Origin of the sequence: Bradyrhizobium sp. SZCCHNR3119 (genome assembly GCF_032487775.1) — a bacterium.
In the GTDB taxonomy this organism is placed as follows: Bacteria; Pseudomonadota; Alphaproteobacteria; order Rhizobiales; family Xanthobacteraceae; genus Bradyrhizobium.
The window spans coordinates 5278276-5295863 of the sequence record NZ_JAUEUV010000001.1 but is presented as its reverse complement, the minus strand read 5'-3'; the positions used below and the strand labels follow the sequence as shown (position 1 = coordinate 5295863).

Sequence of the window (17588 nt, the reverse complement as noted above, 5' to 3'; positions counted from 1 at the left end):
ATCGCTCACAAGGGATGTGGTTGGCAGGGGATTTGGACGTGGCCGAGGTAATCGATCGAATGCCGGTCTGTGAGCGACCGCGCACCGAGGCTAGCGGTTCACAACGAGCATCCACCCTCGGGAACACCTTGCTGCCGCTCAGCACCGTTCCGCTCGACGAGTGGCGCGCGCTCTGCAGTCGGATGGTAGAGCCTAACGGCTATTATCTTCCGGACTGGCACATCGCCGTGAACGGCTCCGCGCGTGGCCGGACCGGCACGTCGGCACTATGCGCCTGGAGCGGTGGCTCGACCACGCGCCTGATCGGGCTCATGCCGGTCACCTCCATGTGGCGCGCGTACAAGCTGCCCCTGCCCGTGCTGGTGAGCGGCCATCCCTACGGCACGCTATGTACCCCGCTCATCGATCGCGACGTGATCGACACTGCAATCACCGGTCTGCTGCAGGCGGCGCGGCAGGCCGGCGCGCGGGCATTGCTGCTGCGCGATGTGGCTCTTGAAGGCCCAGTCATGCAAGCGATCACGGCGGCATCGGCTCGCGAGAGCCTGGCACCACGGCCCCTGCAATCGCATTTGCGCGCGTGCCTCGATGCCGGCGGTGATGGCGAAGCCGTCTTGCGCGAGGCGCTGGGGCCCAAGAAGCTCAAGGAGTTGCGGCGGCAGCATCATCGGCTGGCGGAGCATGGCCCCGTCAGCTTCGAGGTTGCCCGCACGCCGCAGCAGGTGGCGCCCGCACTCGAGAACTTCCTGAGGCTGGAAGCCAGCGGCTGGAAAGGCCGGCGCGGCACCGCGCTGATCCAGCACGAAGGCGACGCGGCCTTCATCCGCCGTGCGGCACCTGCCCTTGCCGCCAACAGCCAGTGCGAGATCCTGACCTTGCGCAGCGGCGACACGGCCATAGCTGCAGGCGTGGTGCTACGGCATCAGAATCGCGCCTTCTTCTTCAAGCTCGGCGTCGATGAGCGCTATGCGAAATATTCTCCGGGCGTGCAGCTCACCATCGCGATCACGCGGCATCTTTGCGCCGATCCCGCCATCACCTCGGTCGATTCCACCGCCGGGCCCGATCACCCGATGATCAATCCGATCTGGCGCGGGCGCCTTGCGATCGGCGACATCCTGCTGCCGCTCCGCGCCCGCGATCCCGTGGTGGACCTGATCCATGCCACTCTGCTCGCGCGGCGCTCTGGGCTTGATCTCGTCCGACGCGGCGTTCACGCACTGCGCAGCTCACGAGGGCGCTGAAAGCAGCGCCTACTCCGCCGCCTGCGCATTCACCTCGGCCGAGACCTGGCGGATGGCGCGGGCCAGGAGCTGCGGATCCTGCGCACCTGAGACGGCATATTTCTGCGCAAACACGTAGGTCGGCACGCCGGAAATGCCTTTCTCCGCCGCTTCCTGTGCCTGTCCGGAAACCAGCGCGACGTCCTCCTCACTTGCAAGACGACGACGAACGTCCCCTGCGTCGAGCCCACAATCGGCCGCGGCCTGCACGAGAACATTGATGTCGGTGAGGTCACCGCCGTCGCGGAAATACAGCTCCATCAAGCGCTGCTTCATCTCGGCCGCCTTGCCGCTTCCACCGGCCCAGTGAATGAGCCGATGGCAGTCGATCGTGTTGGGCTGGCGCGCGACGAGATCGGGCCGATAGCTCAGCCCCTCCTGCTCGGCAGCGGCGACGACCCGGCCGGCGATTCCCTTGTAGGCCTCGACCGAGCCGAATTTGGTGGTGAGATACTGCTCGCGGCTGATCCCCTCGCGCGGCACCCAGGGATTGAGGAAGAACGGCCGCCAATGCACCTCGACCGGAACGTCCGGCACCAGTTGCAACGCCTGTTCGATCCGCCGCTTGCCGATATAGCACCAGGGGCAGACGACATCGGAAACGATGTCGATCACCAGCGGCTTCAGACTACTCGTTGACGTGCCCATGTGCGGATCCTCGGCGCTCGGGTGCTCCGCCCAAGATAGGCCGGCTGCAGCCGAGCGCAAGCAGAGCTATAGGCTCGCCGCCAGCTCCCGCAGCTGCGCTCTGGTCAATTCGTCCGCCGGAAAGAAAGTCTCGAGCGCCAGTTCCGACAGCGTGATGTCGACCGGCGTGCCGAACACCATGGTGGTCGAAAAGAAGCTCAGCACGTCCGCGCCATGCCGTAGCCTCAAGGGGATCGCGACATTGTCAGTCGCGAGCGGCCCCGATCGTGCAGGAATCGGATAGGTCCTCAGTTCCTCGTACCGCTTGAGCAGCTCGGGATCGGCGGTCGCCTCGCATTGACGATGCAGCCGTTCCAGCAGGTGACCGCACCATTCGGCGAGATTGACCGTGCGCGGGGCCAGCCCTTCAGGATGAAAGGCAAGACGCAAGACGTTGACCGGAGGACCGAGCAGCTGTGGCGAGACGCCGCCGAGCAGCGGTGCGACCATGCGATTGGCAGAGACGAGATTCCAGTGCCGGTCGACCGCAAGCGCCGGATTGGGCTCGTGCGCTTTGAGCACCAGCTCGACGGCCTCGCGCGCCGCGGTCAGCGCAGGGTCCGCCAGCGAACGCTGCGGAAAGGCCGGCGCATAGCCGGCTGCGACCAGAAGCACGTTGCGGTCTCGCAGGGGCACGTCCAGTCGCTCCGCCAGTTTGAGGACCATCTCCCGCGACGGCGCGGCGCGACCGGTTTCCACGAAGCTCAGGTGCCGCGCCGAGATTTCCGCGTCGAGCGCGAGGTCGAGCTGGCTCAAATGACGCCGCTGCCGCCACTGCCGCAAATGCTCGCCGACATGAACAGGCTTGGCGCGGTCGGCGCGCGCCAGAGATGCGTGTGCGTTCATGCTGAAAAACCTATCACGCGCCTTGCAGCGCTTCCATTACGCGGAAGGTAATCGATTTACCTCACCCGCCGGATCATCTTCGTAGCCCAAGGAGATGACCATGAGCACGCCGACCGCCCCCAACGCTCGTCCCTCTGCCGGGATCCTGGACTGGTTGACCGGACTTGCCACCTGGCTGCTGGCGCGCTCATTCCACATGCCGGAGCCGCTGGTGACGGCGACCGGCAGCCTCGTGTTTGCGCATGTGCAGGCGATCGAGGCCAGAGCGGTCAAGACGCTGCGGCCACGACGTTTGTCGCGCCGTCTGCAATCATGGCTTCGCTGAACACGCGATCGCGAGCCGCGGGCCTGTTCATGGATTCCGGTGATGCGCGCGCGTTTTTCCGGCATAAAATCTGCCGGAGAAATGCGAGGAGTAGCCATGGCAGATCACGTGAGCGGGACGGAGGGCTATGCCGAGGAGGCAGACGATCTCTTTGTCCGCTATGAGACCCATCGTGCGGAAGATCTGCATCGTGCCGTGCTCCACCTCATCCCGAAGCAGCCGGCGCGCGTGGTCGACATCGGCGCGGGCACCGGCCGCGATGCCGCATGGTTGGCTGGACTGGGCCATCAGGTGGTCGCCGTCGAGCCCACCGACACCTTGCGGCTGCGGGCGATAGCGCTACATCCTTCGCCGGCCATCACCTGGATCGACGACAGCCTGCCGGAACTTGCCGCGCTACGGTCGCGCGCACAGACCTTCGACCTGGTGATGCTGACCGCCGTGTTCATGCATCTCGATGCTGAACAGCGGGCGCGGGCGATGCCGAATATCGCGAGCCAGATTGCGCCTGGTGGCCGGCTGATCATCCGCTTGCGTCACGGCCCGGTCCCGCCCGGCCGACGCATGTTCGAGGTCGCAAGCGAGGAGATCATCGCACTGGCCGGCGCTCAAAAGATGACGCTGGTTTTCGACGAGCATGCCGGTTCGCAAGATGCGCGAAACCAGGCCGCCGGCGTGACCTGGACGACGCTCGGCCTTATGAAGGCGTACTGAGCGGATTGAGTGAAAGCGCATCGAGCAAAGCGGCGCTGCTGACGCAAACGTACGGCGACAACGCACCGACTATAGGCGCCGCTGCCAACTCCGTTCAGGCGGCCCGGGCCTGCCCGCTCAGTGAGCGCCCCTTGGCCCGCTTGGCGCTGCCGTTCAGGCCGCGCTTGACCTTGGCGGTTGCCCTGACCTTGTCCGTCTTCGTCTTGCGCCGCGTGCTGGCCTTGCCCAGCTTCTCGGCCTTGCGTTTGGCCTTGCGCTCTTCCTTCTCCTTCAGCCGGAGGCGTTCCACCCGGGCCTCGGCGCGCTTCTTCTTGCGCTTCTTTTCGCAGGCGTCGCACTTGCAGCCAATCGGCTTCAGATAGGACTTGAAGTAGTCGGTACCGTAATCGTAGTTGATCTCCTCGCCGGGCTCGATGTTCCGGATGGCGCGGATGAAGATCTTCTTCTTGCGCGGCTTGACGTCGGACTCGGCGTTCGGCTTGCAGGAATGGTTGATATAGCGGGCGATATTCTCTCGGATCGAACCGTCGATGGTCCAGCGCTTGTCGAGCTCGAACAGATATTTGTTCTCGATCGCGTCGTCCTTCTCCTTCCTGGAGTCCAACAGCGGCCCGAAATAGCGGATGATCTTCTCACCCTTCTTGATCGGCTTGGTGGCGAACAAGCCAAGACCAGTCTTCGAGCGGCCGATACGGTAGGGTTTGTTCGATGGAATGACAGGCATGATCGAGGTGGCAGGAGGTGACGACGTCGCAGGGCCGCCGTTCTAGGACAATTTCTTGGCGATGTCAGGTCCTTCCGGGCGCTTTATCGCCCCGTCCCCAACTTGAGAACGTCGAACAAAAGACACCGTTGGAGGGCTGAAAAGAGCCATGAGGAATTATCGGAAACGATCGGCCGTTTACGCGGCCTTGAACACGTCCGTTGTGCTCATCTTCCTGGCAGCCCACCTGGACGGCGCCCTTGCCCAGCCGGTGTTCGGCAGCACCTATTCCACGACGGCCGCCGCCAATTGCTGGAGCGCGAACGGCAGCAAGGACGCCGACGAGCATGCATCACGCATTTGTCGCGGCAAAGCCGGCCTGGTCGTGTCGGTCACCGTCGATGATTTGCGACAGACGCTCTCGGTCGGTCGCAATCGAACCGAAGCGGCCCAGCAGCCGGCTGCGCAGGCTTGGTTCGGTCCGTTCAGTTCCGCCTCGACCAGGGTCGAATGGCGCATGGCGGGCAGCGAGCCCTTCGCGACGATCCAGCGTTGGCAGATCGCCGACCAATCCGATCCGGACCCGGCCGGGCGTGCCCAGGACAAGCCGTTGCTGATCGTCACGCGGCTACCGCCCGGCCAAGTCTGCCATGTGGCCTATATCGACGCCGCAGCGAATCCGGACGCCAATGAGCTTGCCCGTCAGGCGGCCGACGAGATCGCGCGCGACTTCGACTGCGGCAAGGACCAGGTCAAGATCGTCGGCAATCGCGGGCGTGCCGTCGAGCTGGCCACCCAGCATTAGCCGCCCCAACCCACGACTCTCATTCGGGTTTCGCGATCTACGCTCACGGCTCCGGGCGGGTGACAGTGGTCTTCAGCATCGCCTCGAGCAAGATCTCGGCGTTCGTGCCGGCCGGCAACCGCCGCAAAATATCGGCCAATCGCCCATCGAGCAGCAGCATCGTGTAGCCATGCACGAGCGACCACGCACGCGCGATAACGGCAGCATGGTCGAGCGACAATGTCCGGTCGCTGATTTGCTCCTGACGATCGGCTCCAACCGCGCCGGCAAGTCCGGCAAAAGAGGCCTCCGCCGCCTCGCGCAGCGAGGGCCGCGTATAGTCAAGGCGCTCGGTCCGGAACATCAGGCCATACATGCCAGGATTGGCCTGCGCGTAGGCGACATAGGCGCGGGCGCGCGCCAGCGCCTTGTCGATCGGCGTGGCCGCGCTGTTTCCGGCGGCCTCCATTGTCGCATTGAAGCGACGAAAGCCGATGGCGGCGAGCTCGCTCACAAGCCCGGTCAAATCGCCGAAATGATGTGCCGGTGCCGCGTGCGAAACACCCGCCTCGCGCGCGACAGCGCGCAAAGTGAGCCCGGCGAGGCCATCCCGTTCCAGCACGGTTTCAGCCGCTTTCAAGAGGGCGTCGCGCAAGGCGCCATGATGATACGGGGCGGCCTCCCCGTCGTCCCCGGCGCGCGCGGGACGGCGCGGACGCCTCGGCCGCACAACGCGCCCAGGCTCCGTCAGGCTGCGGCGACGGCGCGTTTTTGCGGGCTCGGCTTTTCTTGTCATCTGAACAAGATACTATATAATTTTGACAGTGGAAAGATTATTTGGGCTGGGTCGATCCGTAAAGGCGCGGGAGCCATCCGAGAGGATAAAGGAGCAGCCGAGCCTCGGTCAGCGCTGGCCTGCCGGCTTGGTGCCGACCATCCACCGCTCTCGTCCCTCCTGCTGCGTTCACGTAAGCTTGACACTGTCAAGATTCTGCTTGCCGAGCCCGGTCCCAGGCGATAGTTATCTTTCCGATGTAAAGATTGGCTCAGGAGCAGCCATTCATGACGGTCTTCCTGATCCTCGCCCCATACGGAATCTACGCCGCGCTGCTGACGGTCGTCTCGGCCACGCTGAGCCTGTCGGTCGGCGCCATCCTATGCTTCGTGGTGATCGCGAGCGATATGCGCCGCGGCCGCTCGGTCAAGATCCTGGGTGCGGGTTCCGGGGTCATATTCGCGATCCTCGCGTGCTACTGCGCCCTGATCGATCCGGCGATCAGCCCGGCCACAGTGCGGCTCGCCGTCGACGGCGGCATCTTCGCGCTTTCGCTCGGCTCGATTCTGCTGCGCATGCCCTTCACGCTGCAATATGCGATCGAAGCGGTGCCGGCGGAAACCGCGGCCATGCCGGGCTTCCTGCAAGCCAATTACGTGATCACGGGGGCCTGGACCTTGGCGGCGCTGCTGATGATCGTCGGCAATCTGATGACGCTCTATGTGCCCGGCCTGCCCTACTGGACCGGACTTGCGGTCGCCTTTGCCGCGCGAAACAGTGCGCTCTACTTTACGCGCTGGTATCCGACCTATCGACGTTTGAAGGACGAGGCCGCGCTGGCTACCGCCACGCTGGCGAAATAATAGCAGCCGACAACCGAGGATGAACCATGAAAGATGCCTTGCTCGAGCTGGGCACCGACTTTCTCTCGGCCATCGTCTTTTTCGTACTCTATCTGGTCAGCGGCAGCGCCGTGCTGGGCACGAGCGTCGCGATCGCGACAGCGATCGCACAGGTGGCTTATGCCCGCGCCAAGGGCCGGCCGCTCGGCTTCATGACCTATGCCAGTCTCGGGCTCGTCGTCGTCCTCGGCACCGTGACCCTGCTGACCAACGATCCCCGTTTCATGTTCGCGAAGCCCGCGATCGCGCATTTTGCGGTCGGCGTCATCATGCTCAAACGTGGCTGGATGTCGCGCTACGTACCGCCGGTCGTCGCCGAGACCATCCCCGAATATGTCATGGCAGCAGGCTATGCTTGGGCGGCCCTGATGTTCGTCCTCGGCATCGGTACCATCGCGGTGGCGATGACTGGCGATCTCAAGCTGTGGGCGATCTATATCTCAGTCGTGGCAGCAGGAGCGAAGGTCGCCGCCTTCGCGATCCAGTTCATTACCTTTCGGCTGGTCACAACGAGCCGCATTCGGGCCGCGCGCGCCTGATCGCCGCAATGGGCTTATCTCTCAAGATGCGGTATAGAGCCGCCGAGCGACGCCTGGGCCGGACCAGCCTATCAGACTTGCTTTCCGGGCTCGGCCGCGTCGGAGCGGTAACATCAGGAGAACAAGCGGATGGCTGTGGACGGCAACTGGAATCTTACCCTGAACACGCCGATGGGCGAACGGACCGCGACCTTGAGCCTGACAAGCTCCGGCAGCACGCTGACCGGCACGCAGGCCGCGGAGGGCGATTCAGCCGAGATTTTCGATGGTACCGTGAACGGAGACGATGTCGCCTGGAAGGTCTCGATCACAAGCCCGATGCCGTTGACGCTCGACTTCAAGGGCAAGGTCACCGGCGACGCAATCGCCGGCGAGATGGGCATCGGCTTTATGGGCAGCTTTCCCTTTACCGGCGCGCGGGCCTGAAGACCGATTTCCGTTTGACGGATTGTGGGCCCGCTTCACCCGACAGCGGGCCTTTTCCTTGCCCCCTTCTGCCGATCATCGAGAGACTTCGAGGAAGTGGCGGCCTTCCTTGTCTTCGATCTCGATGATCCAGGCGTCCGGATCGAAGCGGAGCTCTTTGGTGAGCCGCTCCTCGATCTGTGCTTCCGGCAAGGGCTGCGCTGAAGCCGCGACGAAATAGCGATCGATCGGGCGGCTGTCGTCATACATCGTCTGCGGCGCCGGCACGTACAACACCGCGGTGCCGTCCATCAGGGCGATCTTGACGAAAACAGCACCGGCTTCCTCGGCGCCCCGCCGACGGACGGCGCCGAACATGCCCGCAGCCTGGCAGCGGCGCAAATAGGCCGCCACCCATATGCTGGATTTCAATCGCATCGGAGAACTTCAGACCGCCACATCGGCGCGCAAATCGCAGCGCGCGCCTGCTCTATTCGATCGGGTGGCCGATGACAATCGCGAGTTCGCGCACCATGCGATCGGACACCTGTCCGGTCACCGGCAGCTTGCGTTCCCGCTCGAATCTCTGGATTGCGGCCTGAGTATCCGGCCCGATCATTCCGGTCGGCTTCAGCTGTCCGTAGCCATATTCGGTCAACGCACGCTGGACGGCCGCGATACGACGCGGATTGCCGCTCTGAGCCACGGGCTGCTGCGCCCGCGATGCCGATCCCTGCCCGCCGCTGACCGATCTGACGAGGTCCGCCAGGGGATCGGAATATTTCTGATCTCCCTTGGCTTCCCCCACTTTCGCATCGACAGCCTTCGTCTCGGCGGACTTTGCTTCCGGCGGGCGCGTCTCGATCACCTTCGGGTCGAATGGCGAGACTTCGGCGTCGATCGGACGCGGACGCGGCAATGGATTTGAAGTGGGCAGGACTGGCGGGACAGCAACGAACGAGCCGAACATCGGTGCCGGATGCGGCCCCGATTGCAGGAACACCGCATTGACAATGATGGCGCTCGCTGCAGCACAGGCGAGCAGGCCCGCAAACAGATCCTTCGGACTATAGAGCAGCGCACGCATCAAGAGGCCGCGCTCATCGGCAGCCTCCACGGCGGCGGCCGCGGTCCGCTTGCGACGGCGCGGCGCCTCGTCCTCATCTGCGGCTCGTCTAGGCACTCTTCTTCACCTGAAACGCCTGCCCCTGCGGCAGCGTGCGTCCAGCCGGAGCCAGGGTCATGATCTTGCCTTCGTCCGGCGGCGCGAAAGCCAAGGGCAACACCACGGTCACCGTCGTTCCTTCATCGAGCTTGCTTTGTATCGACATTTCGCCGGCGTGCAAGCTCACAAGGCTCTTCACGATCGAGAGCCCAAGCCCGGTTCCCTCATGACGACGCTCATAGGTCTTGCCGGCCTGGAAGAATGGATCCCCGATCCGCTTCAGGTCGTCGGGAGCGATCCCCACCCCGGTATCGCTGACGCGCAGAACCAGTTGCGCCTCGTCCGCTGCGGCAGCGACCGTCACCTTGCCGCCACGTTCGGTGAACTTGATCGCGTTGGAGACGAGATTGAGCACAATCTGTTTGAAGGCGCGTGGATCGCCGGTGATGTCAGGCAGATTTTGGGGCACATCAGCCGACAGATCGACGCCGTTCTCGCGGGCGCGCAGGGCCAAGAGGTTGCAGCAACTAATCAACGCCGTACGGGCTGCGAATGGTTCGGGCGTGATTTCGAAATTGCCCGATTCCATCTTGGACATGTCGAGGATGCCGTTCACGACGGAAAGCAGATGCTGACCGGAATCATTGATCAACTGGGCATATTCGCGGCGGCGCGCGGCGTTCAGCATCAGGTTCTGCTCCTGAACGAGCATATCGGAAAAACCGATGATCGCGTTCAAGGGAGTGCGGAGTTCATGGCTCATCGTCGCCAGGAAGCGCGTCTTCGCGGCATCGGCCCGCTCGGCCGCACCGCGCGCAACATCCAACGCCTGCTCCTGGAGCTTGCGGTCGGTGACGTCGCGCATCACCGCAACGACCTCGGCCTCGGAGCCCACGCCCGTCGGGCCGGCCCGATCGAGCGGACGGCAGCGCATCTCGACCCAGATGAATTCGACGAGATGGTTTGAACCGCACGAATCGACCGGAACGTTCCGGCGCAGCCTGAACTCGACACTGGAGGCTTCGCTCCCACGCGCGGCATCCGATAATGCCGTCAGGTAGGCCGGGCGATCAGCGACATGGACACGCTCGAACAGGCCATGCTCGTGAAGCTGCATCGCCGGCACGCCAAGCAAGGTCTCCGCGGCCGGCGAGATGAACATCACGGCGCCGTTGCGCCGATGCCGCGAGATCACGTCGCTCATGTTGCGCGCGAGAAGGCGATAGCGCTCCTCCTCTTTTGAAAGCAGGACAACGCTGGTGCGTGCCAATGCGTCCGCGGCAAAGGCGAGAACTGCCGCATAGAGGGTGGCCGAGGCGACGCCAAAGCCGATCAAGCTCGCACGTAGCGCGGGATTGCTTTCCGCCCGCGGCAGCGACTCGAAATGGTCGATCAGGATCAGCGTGGCCACGCAGGCCAGAGCAAGCATGGCAGCGAACACGACAACCCTGCGCGAGGCGGACAGCGCAGCTTCGAGCGGAATGACGATCAGCCAGACGGCGGCGAAGGATTCGATGCCCCCGGTCTCGATCGCGACCCCCATGATCAGTGCCGAGAGCGCGAGCGACGACAGCGCATAGGCGCCTTCGTAACGGCCGGTACGCGACAGAAACCAGGACAGCAGAATCGGCGCGATCAGCCAGGCCAATGCTCCGACCTCGAGCGCGCTGGGCGCGCCGCGCATGGCGAGATAAGCGGGGAAGATCGCGAAGGCGCCCAAGCTGCCGAGCAGGCGCGGTGCGATGAAGGCGCGGTGGCGCGCGCACGTCAGCGCGTCGTTTCGAGCCGATGGATGCAATAACGCATCAAGACAATCGCGGATGATACTCAACACACTCACGGCTCTCGCGCCTCGGCCTATCGGTCGTCCTATCGAAGGACGCGCCGGGACGCCCTCTGTCGTCGTGCGTCAACGTCTCAGACTCGCATTAAGCGAACGCTAAGGCCCATGCCCTGCGGACTGCGGCATTCGGCCAGGATGGTGAACGCAAAGTTGCTGCACGCAGGCATAGGCGCAGTGACGTGCAGAAGCCCGGCGCGCTGAGCTCCGGAGCGAGCGCACTCGCAAGCAATTATTTACACATACAAAATCAGCGCACGGTTTCGCGATTTCTCAACCAATTAAGCTCAATGCAAGCAGTTGCGGCTTAGACAGAAGGGTGGCCACCGACCTTGCGCGGAATGGAAGCACCGCAGGACCAGGCCAGACGATCGGGGTTGCGTGATGTTTTTTCTGCTTCGCATGGCGTTCTGGCTCGGGCTGGTGCTTGTGCTGCTGCCACGGGAAAAGACGCCCGAGTCCGACAAGCTGCCGCAGATCAATCCTCAGGAAGCGGTTCAGGCCGCGACCGCAGCGGTGTCGGACATGAGCCAGTTCTGTAAGCGCCAGCCGCAGGCCTGCGAGGTCGGTGGTCAGGCGGCCACGGTGATCGGCCACCGTGCCCAGGAAGGTGCGCGCAAGCTCTATCAGATCATCACCGATAAGAACGAGAAGCAGGCCGCGCCTGAGAAAGCGATCGGTCCGGAAAAGCCGGCCGGCTCCGACAAGCGCTACGCCGATCGGACCGGCTCGATCGACGCGCCGGTGACCGAGGAGTTGCCGGATGGAGAAGCGCCGGCCGACACGCTCTCGGCCGACGATCTCGCGACGGAATGGCATCTGCCGCCGACCGAATAAGCGGCTGGAACTCGTATCGCTTTCGCTCTCCCAAGTCCCTATATAGAGGCCTGGATGGGACCAAAGAGCATCATGACGATCGACGAAATCCGCGACAACTTCGCCCTGCTCGACGATTGGGACGACCGCTATCGCTACGTGATCGAACTCGGCCGGACTCTGACGCCGATGCCCGAGGCGGATCACTCGGCCCAGAACAAGGTGCAGGGCTGCGCGAGCCAGGTCTGGCTCTCCAAGCACATCGATCAGGGCGACTCGGAACCCGTATTGAACTATGTCGGCGACAGCGACGCCCATATCGTGCGCGGCCTGATCGCGATCCTGCTGACACTCTACTCCGGCCACACCCCGCGTGAGATTCTTGCGACGGATGCGCTCGCCGTGTTCGACGAATTGGGTTTTCGCGAGCATCTGACGCCGCAGCGCTCGAACGGCTTGCGTTCCATGGTCGAGCGCATCCGCTCCGACGCGCGCGAAGCGCTCGCCGGGGTGTCGTAAACAGCTATTTTCCCCGTTCGGGGCGCTGCTGACCCAGTCCCATTTTCTTAGCGAGCTGCGAGCGCGTCACCGCGTAGTTCGGCGCGACCATCGGATAATCCGGCGGCAGGTTCCATTTCTCGCGATACTGTTCCGGGGTCATATTGTACTGCGTGCGCAGATGCCGCCGCAGCGACTTGAAGCGCTTGCCGTCTTCAAGGCAGACCAGATAGTCGGGGTGAATCGATTTTTTCACCGCCACCGCCGGCTTTGCCGGTTCCGGGGTTCCTTCGGGGCGGCCGCTGGCCACGCGCTGCAAGGCGGCGTGGACCTGGCTGATCAGGTTCGGAATTTCCGCCGCCGGCGTAGGGTTATTGCTCAGATAGGCCGAGACGATACTGGCCGTCAGGTCAATAAAGCTCTTGCCTCCGCTGTCTGTCATCGGACCCTCGCTGCGGCGCCGCCGCCCTAGTATCGCGACAGGCCAATACCACCCCTGATCTTGCCGCGAGCAATATTATGGGCCGGGAAGCGAGGGCGTGACAACTAGAGCAAGTCACTATTCTTGCGAATAACGTGAGGTACCGAAGTAGAGCGCAGGCGATGCGCTCTGCTACGGAGATTCCGGGGCAACTGCGCTGATCCCCGGGTCGGCTGCGCCGATCCCGGAGTCAGCTGCGCTGATCCAAGTGCGTCCGCAGTTCGTCGATGGAGGCAAACCGCATCATGCCTTCGGGCATCTGCGCCTCGATCGAACCGTCGGAATAGAGCGAGTAGGCCATCCCATCTACAACACCGGACTTGATGACCGTTACAGCCGCAGGTTCGGGCGGCCGCGATGGCACCAGGGATTCGCTGAAGGCAGGCGCCGCTCGCGCCGGACGGCGCGGCAAGGGCGGCAAAGGTGGCAGAGCCGGCTCCGGCGCACGCGCCCGCTCCGGCTTCGGCCAAGCCTCCTCGAAGCTGGGGGGCGATGCAGGCGGGGCGGGTTCGTCGGCGGATTCTGCTGGCTCGCTCAAGGGCGGCGCGCGGAAGTCCGGCAGACCCGACTCAGCCGGGCGCTTTTCGGCGCGCTCGCGCTGCCTGCGCGCAGCCGCTTCAAAGAACAGGTTACGCCGCGGCTTGTTGGATTCCGGCGCGATGGGTTCCGGTTCGGGCTCCGGCTCGGGCAGCATCGGCCTCTCCACCGTACGGCCGCCACGGCCTCGCGGCGTTCCGCCCTCCCGCCATAGATCTTCCATCGGCGGGGCGGCGGCAAGATCGACCTGCTCGTCGGTGTCGCGGTCGCTGCCCGGTAACTGTAGCGCCTTCGGACTGCCGTCGGGGGACAACCGCAGACGGAGCCGATGCGACATCATCTTCAGTTCGCCCAGAACGGCGGAGAGCCCGAAGAGGAGCAGCCCAGTGCACACCGTGATGGTCCCGGCCAGGACCATGGTGTTGCCGAAGCTGAATTCCTTGACCGGAATTCCGTATGCGATCGCTCCGAGACCCGCCAGCACGGCGACAGTCCCGGCGATCAACAGGGCACTCATCATCAAACCCACCCCCTAATGTGGCGGCCTCAGGAGCGCAGTCCTAAGCCAAAACTACATTAGAATCTAACAGTTGCGTGTCGTTTTTGACCCGGGTTCTTGGCGATGGGGCACGATATATCTTGCAGTGGAGAATCAAGTTGCGGTCCCAAGCTCCGCATGTCTCCAGGGCAAGATTGCCACAATACCGTCATAATGTACATGGGGCCAGTCCCGCTTCTGCCGCGGCCCCTCGCCTGATCTCCAGGCACTATGGTTCAGCGCGCATTCATGTCGTATGTCCATAGTGCACAATTACGCACCATTATCCAATCCTTGCTGCGATGCAGCAGAAAACTATGCCTGATCTGCCAATTGCTTGAAAACACAATCGCGCTGTTCGGAGCGGCCACGGAATAGGCCTTCGGCACATCAGCGGGGATCGTTAGGGACGCCGGATCACCACTAGCCATGACATCGATTACAACTTCGGCCCTCGACACGCCGATACGGCGCACGGTCGAGCGGACTTGCGACGATCTTGCCATCTTCGTGCTCGCAGCGGTGGCGGTGGTCGCCAGCCTAACGTTCCGCGACTACGGTCTCGGCTGGGATGATTACACCCACGCCGAATATGCAGACCTGCTGCTGCGCATGTACGGCTCCGGCTTCAAGGACACCGCGGCACTCTCGTTTGCCAATCTCTACATGTATGGCGGCGGCTTCGACATGGTCGCGGCGTTGCTGCACAAGGTCATTCCGCTCGAACTGTTCGAGACCCGGCGGTTGGTGGGTGCGATCGTCGGCCTGATCGGCCTTGCGGTGACTTGGCGGTTGGCGCGCCGGATCGGCGGCGCCGTGGCCGGCCTTGCCGCGTTGCTGCTGCTCGCGCTCTGCCCGATCTATTACGGTCACATGTTCATGAACCCGAAGGATGCCCCCTTCGCGGTCGCCATGGTGATCCTCCTGATGGGCTTGGTTCGGCTCGCGGAGGAGTATCCCTACCCTTCGCCGCGCACGATCCTGATCGTCGGCATCGGTGCCGGCCTGTCGATCGGTTCGCGGATCCTCGGCGGCCTCGCGCTGGTCTATGCGGTGGTCGGATTCATGCCGCTGTTCCTGGAGGAATTCCGGACCCAGGGCGCACGGGAAGCCGTGCGCCGTCTGGTTCGGTCGCTCTATCTGCTGATCCCCGGCCTGATCCTCGGCTATCTGATCATGGGCCTGATCTGGCCGTGGTCGATCATCGAGCCGGCGAATCCGTTTCGCGCCCTGACCTATTTCTCGCACTTCTTCGAAAAGCCCTGGAAGGAGATGTTCGACGGCGCGCTGGTCTCGGTGCCGGACATGCCCTGGTCCTATCTGCCGACCTTGTTTGCTCTCCAGCTTCCCGAATTGATGCTCGGCCTGTTCATTGCAGGCGCGGCGGCTTCGATCGTGGGGCTATCCCGCGATGATATGACGGCCCGCAAGAAAAGCATCCTGCTGATGCTGACCGTGGCCGCCACCCTGCCGATCCTGATCGCGATCGTAAAGCGCCCGGCGCTCTACAACGGTATCCGACATTTCGTGTTCGTGATTCCGCCGATGGCGCTGCTGGGCGGCATCGCCTTCGCGAGACTCTTGAATTGGCTCGGTGCCGAACATCGGCGGGCCTGGCAGCCGGTCGCGGTGACCGTGTTCAGCTTCGGTTTGCTCTTGCCGCTCGCCGAGATGATCCGGCTTCATCCCTATCAGTACGCCCATTTCAACTATATCGCGGGAACGGTGCGCGAGGCGGATGACCGCTTCATGCTGGACTATTGGGGCCTCGCGCTCAAGCAGGCCTCCGACGGCCTGAAGCAGCAGCTCGATGAGCGCGAGGAAGTGCCGCCGCTTGGGCGCAAATGGAAGGTCGCCGTCTGCGGGCCGCAGCGGCCGGCGCAGGTCGCGCTCGGGCCCGACTTTACGATTGGCTGGGACAGCCAAGGTGCCGATTTTGCGATGACGCTCGGCGAATTCTATTGCAAGGGCCTCTCCGCGCCCGTGATGTTCGAGGTCAAACGCGACGACGTCGTGTTTGCGCGGGTCTATGACATCCGGGGCAAGAGCATCTCCAGCCTGCTGTCGATCCCGGCGCCATAAGCCGTAGCTGAAGGATCATGATCCGATTCCATCCGATCGGATCATGCCCCGATGTCCCGGCCTCGGCCTTTGCTGCCGCGCCTCAGAAATGCGCGTCGATGTCGACGACGTCGATGAGCTTGTGATTGACGAACTCCTTCAACCCCAGCCCGAGCAGCTCTCGACCATAGCCGGACCGCCGGATGCCGCCGAACGGCAGATCCGCCTCGACCTTGGTCGGATGGTTCACGAACACCATGCCGGTCGAGATACGGTGAGCGACCTCGGCGCCATGGGCGGGGTTGGACGTGAACACCGATCCACCGAGGCCGAACGGCGAATCGTTGGCGATGCGCACGGCGTCATCCTCATCCTTGGCCCGGAAAATCATCGACACCGGTCCGAAAAACTCCCAGTAGCGGGCCGGATTGTCCTCGCGGACCTCCGTCAGGATCGTCGGCTGCACGAATGCGCCGCGGTTCGGGACCGGCGGCCCAACCTCCTCGGCCGTCGCCCCCAGCTTCACGGCCTCGCGGATTTTCTCCCTCACCTCGTCGGCGGCCCCCTGCGACGAAAGCGGCGCCAAGGTCGTCCTGGAGTCGAACGGGTCGCCCGCGATCAAGCCCGCCACGCCCTTGCGGTACCGCGTGAGGAATTCGTCATAGACCGGATCAACGACGATCATGCGCTTCGAGGAGACGCAGACCTGACCGCCGTTCCAATGGCGACCGAACACCGCCCATTTGCTGGTCTTTTCGAGCCCGGCATCCGCCAGCACGATGAAAGCATCGGCACCGCCAAGTTCCATGGTCGACTTCTTGAGCGCCTTGCCGGCTTGGGCTGCGACGAGTGAGCCCGCGGCCTCCGAGCCTGTGAGCGCAACCCCGTGAACTCGGTCATCGTTGAGGATCAGCTCGATCTGGGATCGGGTGGCATAGAGATTCTTGAATGCGCCCCGCGGCAAGCCCGCCTCCGCCATCAGCCGCTCGAAAGCCGCAGCCGATTGCGGCACGTTGGAGGCATGTTTCAGGAGCAGCGTGTTGCCGGCCGAAAGCTGCGGCGCCAGGATGCGCGCGATCTGGTAGTAGGGAAAATTCCACGGCTCGATCGCCAGCAGGACGCCGAGCGGCTCGTGGACCAGGATGGCCTCGCCTTCGGCCGCATCGAGTACGGGCAGTTTTTCCGGCGCGAGCAGCGCCTCGGCGTGGCGGACGTAATATTCGAAAATCTTGGCGGACAGTTCGACCTCGGCCTTGGCTTCGCCGAACAACTTGCCCATTTCCAGCGTCAGCAGTCTCGCATAGGCGTCGCTGTCACGCCGCAGAAGATCGGCCGCGTTCTGCAGAATGCGACCGCGCTCGCCGAACGAGGTCCGCCGCCAACCGAGAAAGGCATGATGTGCGTTGCTGATCGCTGCCCGGACCTCTTCATCGGTCGCATCTGGAAAAGAGGCAAGCGTCTCACCGGTGTAAGGGTTGATCGTCTGATAGGTCATCTGTCATTCCCTTGCAGCTTTCCGTTACAACTTCTCTTGCCTGTGCTGCAGATCAGGCGGCGAAATTGTTCAGGCCGAACGATGTGCGTGTCCGCACGATGTCGCGCCGCATGCTATTGACGGCACGGAGCTGCAAGTTGACCAAAATCAATGGCTCGGATGTCGCGCGATCTTCGCGACGAAACCGACGGCGG

At 63.6% G+C, this 17588-nt stretch carries 20 protein-coding genes; 10 read left to right on the top strand and 10 right to left on the bottom strand.

All coding sequences use genetic code 11. The features are described 5' to 3' along the window. Positions 1 to 59: 59 nt before the first annotated feature. Positions 60 to 1244: a GNAT family N-acetyltransferase gene (locus QX034_RS24290; RefSeq protein ID WP_315706345.1), complete on the top strand. Its 1185-nt coding sequence runs from the start codon at positions 60 to 62 to the stop codon at positions 1242 to 1244. Positions 1245 to 1253: 9 nt separating this feature from the next. Here the strand turns inward: QX034_RS24290 and QX034_RS24285 are convergent, their stop codons facing one another. After that, entirely contained in the window at positions 1254 to 1931 is a 678-nt protein-coding gene (locus tag QX034_RS24285; protein WP_315706110.1) for a DsbA family oxidoreductase, read from the bottom strand. A gap of 66 nt (positions 1932 to 1997) precedes the next feature. Beyond that, the gene (locus tag QX034_RS24280) at positions 1998 to 2816 is read right to left on the bottom strand and encodes a helix-turn-helix transcriptional regulator (RefSeq protein WP_315706111.1); all 819 of its coding nucleotides are present in this window, start codon (positions 2814 to 2816) and stop codon (positions 1998 to 2000) included. A 100-nt stretch (positions 2817 to 2916) separates the two neighbouring features. Between QX034_RS24280 and QX034_RS24275 the strand changes: the two genes are divergently transcribed. Then, positions 2917 to 3141: a hypothetical protein gene (locus tag QX034_RS24275; RefSeq protein WP_315706112.1), complete on the top strand. Its 225-nt coding sequence runs from the start codon at positions 2917 to 2919 to the stop codon at positions 3139 to 3141. Positions 3142 to 3237: 96 nt separating this feature from the next. Then, on the top strand, positions 3238 to 3855 hold the full coding sequence (locus QX034_RS24270) for a class I SAM-dependent methyltransferase (RefSeq protein ID WP_315706113.1): 618 nt from the start codon (positions 3238 to 3240) through the stop codon (positions 3853 to 3855). Between the two features lie 94 nt (positions 3856 to 3949). Here QX034_RS24270 and QX034_RS24265 read toward each other — a convergent pair whose 3' ends face one another. Continuing rightward, complete coding sequence (locus QX034_RS24265; protein ID WP_315706114.1) at positions 3950 to 4579, bottom strand: SET domain-containing protein; 630 nt, start codon at positions 4577 to 4579, stop codon at positions 3950 to 3952. A 148-nt stretch (positions 4580 to 4727) separates the two neighbouring features. On the opposite strand from QX034_RS24265, the gene QX034_RS24260 reads away from it, so the two are divergent. Continuing rightward, a complete protein-coding gene (locus QX034_RS24260) occupies positions 4728 to 5363 on the top strand; it encodes a hypothetical protein (RefSeq protein WP_315706115.1) in 636 nt (211 codons plus the stop codon). A gap of 43 nt (positions 5364 to 5406) precedes the next feature. Here the strand turns inward: QX034_RS24260 and QX034_RS24255 are convergent, their stop codons facing one another. Continuing rightward, positions 5407 to 6138: a TetR/AcrR family transcriptional regulator gene (locus QX034_RS24255; protein ID WP_315706116.1), complete on the bottom strand. Its 732-nt coding sequence runs from the start codon at positions 6136 to 6138 to the stop codon at positions 5407 to 5409. A 266-nt stretch (positions 6139 to 6404) separates the two neighbouring features. Here QX034_RS24255 and QX034_RS24250 point away from each other — a divergent pair, with 266 nt between their 5' ends. From QX034_RS24250 to QX034_RS24240, 3 genes are all read left to right on the top strand, one after another. Then, positions 6405 to 6980 (top strand): hypothetical protein, encoded by a 576-nt coding sequence (locus QX034_RS24250; RefSeq protein WP_315706117.1) that lies wholly within the window; start codon positions 6405 to 6407, stop codon positions 6978 to 6980. A 26-nt stretch (positions 6981 to 7006) separates the two neighbouring features. Further along, on the top strand, positions 7007 to 7558 hold the full coding sequence (locus QX034_RS24245; RefSeq protein ID WP_315706118.1) for an inner membrane-spanning protein YciB: 552 nt from the start codon (positions 7007 to 7009) through the stop codon (positions 7556 to 7558). A 129-nt stretch (positions 7559 to 7687) separates the two neighbouring features. After that, positions 7688 to 7984, top strand: a complete 297-nt coding sequence (locus tag QX034_RS24240) for a hypothetical protein (RefSeq protein ID WP_315706119.1) — start codon at positions 7688 to 7690, stop codon at positions 7982 to 7984. Between the two features lie 75 nt (positions 7985 to 8059). On the opposite strand, the gene QX034_RS24235 is transcribed toward QX034_RS24240, so the two are convergent. From QX034_RS24235 to QX034_RS24225, 3 genes are read right to left on the bottom strand one after another with little or no spacing between them, the layout of a single operon-like run. Next, entirely contained in the window at positions 8060 to 8401 is a 342-nt protein-coding gene (locus tag QX034_RS24235) for a DUF1491 family protein (protein ID WP_315706120.1), read from the bottom strand. Positions 8402 to 8453: 52 nt separating this feature from the next. Next, on the bottom strand, positions 8454 to 9146 hold the full coding sequence (locus QX034_RS24230) for a peptidoglycan-binding domain-containing protein (protein WP_315706121.1): 693 nt from the start codon (positions 9144 to 9146) through the stop codon (positions 8454 to 8456). Next, positions 9139 to 10968: a PAS domain-containing sensor histidine kinase gene (locus QX034_RS24225; protein WP_315706122.1), complete on the bottom strand. Its 1830-nt coding sequence runs from the start codon at positions 10966 to 10968 to the stop codon at positions 9139 to 9141. Before QX034_RS24225 ends, QX034_RS24230 begins: the two co-directional genes overlap by 8 nt. Before the next feature lie 384 nt (positions 10969 to 11352). Here QX034_RS24225 and QX034_RS24220 point away from each other — a divergent pair, with 384 nt between their 5' ends. After that, the gene (locus tag QX034_RS24220; RefSeq protein WP_315706123.1) at positions 11353 to 11805 is read left to right on the top strand and encodes a DUF5330 domain-containing protein; all 453 of its coding nucleotides are present in this window, start codon (positions 11353 to 11355) and stop codon (positions 11803 to 11805) included. A gap of 72 nt (positions 11806 to 11877) precedes the next feature. Continuing rightward, positions 11878 to 12303 (top strand): SufE family protein, encoded by a 426-nt coding sequence (locus QX034_RS24215; RefSeq protein WP_315706346.1) that lies wholly within the window; start codon positions 11878 to 11880, stop codon positions 12301 to 12303. Between the two features lie 4 nt (positions 12304 to 12307). Here the strand turns inward: QX034_RS24215 and QX034_RS24210 are convergent, their stop codons facing one another. Then, complete coding sequence (locus tag QX034_RS24210; RefSeq protein ID WP_315706124.1) at positions 12308 to 12724, bottom strand: MucR family transcriptional regulator; 417 nt, start codon at positions 12722 to 12724, stop codon at positions 12308 to 12310. A 229-nt stretch (positions 12725 to 12953) separates the two neighbouring features. After that, positions 12954 to 13820 carry a hypothetical protein gene (locus tag QX034_RS24205; RefSeq protein ID WP_315706125.1) on the bottom strand — a complete coding sequence of 289 codons (867 nt, stop codon included), beginning with the start codon at positions 13818 to 13820 and terminating at the stop codon, positions 12954 to 12956. A gap of 447 nt (positions 13821 to 14267) precedes the next feature. Between QX034_RS24205 and QX034_RS24200 the strand changes: the two genes are divergently transcribed. Continuing rightward, on the top strand, positions 14268 to 15920 hold the full coding sequence (locus QX034_RS24200) for a glycosyltransferase family 39 protein (RefSeq protein WP_315706126.1): 1653 nt from the start codon (positions 14268 to 14270) through the stop codon (positions 15918 to 15920). 82 nt (positions 15921 to 16002) lie between these two features. On the opposite strand, the gene QX034_RS24195 is transcribed toward QX034_RS24200, so the two are convergent. Continuing rightward, the gene (locus tag QX034_RS24195; protein ID WP_315706127.1) at positions 16003 to 17394 is read right to left on the bottom strand and encodes an NAD-dependent succinate-semialdehyde dehydrogenase; all 1392 of its coding nucleotides are present in this window, start codon (positions 17392 to 17394) and stop codon (positions 16003 to 16005) included. Between the last annotated feature and the right edge of the window lie 194 nt (positions 17395 to 17588).

Coding starts and splice junctions, on each gene's coding strand:
- QX034_RS24200 (WP_315706126.1), top strand. CDS start 14,268: ATGACATCGATTACAACTTCGGCCCTCGACACGCCGATACGGCGCACG.
- QX034_RS24270 (WP_315706113.1), top strand. CDS start 3,238: ATGGCAGATCACGTGAGCGGGACGGAGGGCTATGCCGAGGAGGCAGAC.
- QX034_RS24220 (WP_315706123.1), top strand. CDS start 11,353: ATGTTTTTTCTGCTTCGCATGGCGTTCTGGCTCGGGCTGGTGCTTGTG.
- QX034_RS24255 (WP_315706116.1), bottom strand. CDS start 6,138: ATGACAAGAAAAGCCGAGCCCGCAAAAACGCGCCGTCGCCGCAGCCTG.
- QX034_RS24205 (WP_315706125.1), bottom strand. CDS start 13,820: ATGATGAGTGCCCTGTTGATCGCCGGGACTGTCGCCGTGCTGGCGGGT.
- QX034_RS24250 (WP_315706117.1), top strand. CDS start 6,405: ATGACGGTCTTCCTGATCCTCGCCCCATACGGAATCTACGCCGCGCTG.
- QX034_RS24215 (WP_315706346.1), top strand. CDS start 11,878: ATGACGATCGACGAAATCCGCGACAACTTCGCCCTGCTCGACGATTGG.
- QX034_RS24195 (WP_315706127.1), bottom strand. CDS start 17,394: ATGACCTATCAGACGATCAACCCTTACACCGGTGAGACGCTTGCCTCT.
- QX034_RS24265 (WP_315706114.1), bottom strand. CDS start 4,579: ATGCCTGTCATTCCATCGAACAAACCCTACCGTATCGGCCGCTCGAAG.
- QX034_RS24210 (WP_315706124.1), bottom strand. CDS start 12,724: ATGACAGACAGCGGAGGCAAGAGCTTTATTGACCTGACGGCCAGTATC.
- QX034_RS24280 (WP_315706111.1), bottom strand. CDS start 2,816: ATGAACGCACACGCATCTCTGGCGCGCGCCGACCGCGCCAAGCCTGTT.
- QX034_RS24240 (WP_315706119.1), top strand. CDS start 7,688: ATGGCTGTGGACGGCAACTGGAATCTTACCCTGAACACGCCGATGGGC.
- QX034_RS24260 (WP_315706115.1), top strand. CDS start 4,728: ATGAGGAATTATCGGAAACGATCGGCCGTTTACGCGGCCTTGAACACG.
- QX034_RS24290 (WP_315706345.1), top strand. CDS start 60: ATGCCGGTCTGTGAGCGACCGCGCACCGAGGCTAGCGGTTCACAACGA.
- QX034_RS24285 (WP_315706110.1), bottom strand. CDS start 1,931: ATGGGCACGTCAACGAGTAGTCTGAAGCCGCTGGTGATCGACATCGTT.
- QX034_RS24275 (WP_315706112.1), top strand. CDS start 2,917: ATGAGCACGCCGACCGCCCCCAACGCTCGTCCCTCTGCCGGGATCCTG.
- QX034_RS24235 (WP_315706120.1), bottom strand. CDS start 8,401: ATGCGATTGAAATCCAGCATATGGGTGGCGGCCTATTTGCGCCGCTGC.
- QX034_RS24245 (WP_315706118.1), top strand. CDS start 7,007: ATGAAAGATGCCTTGCTCGAGCTGGGCACCGACTTTCTCTCGGCCATC.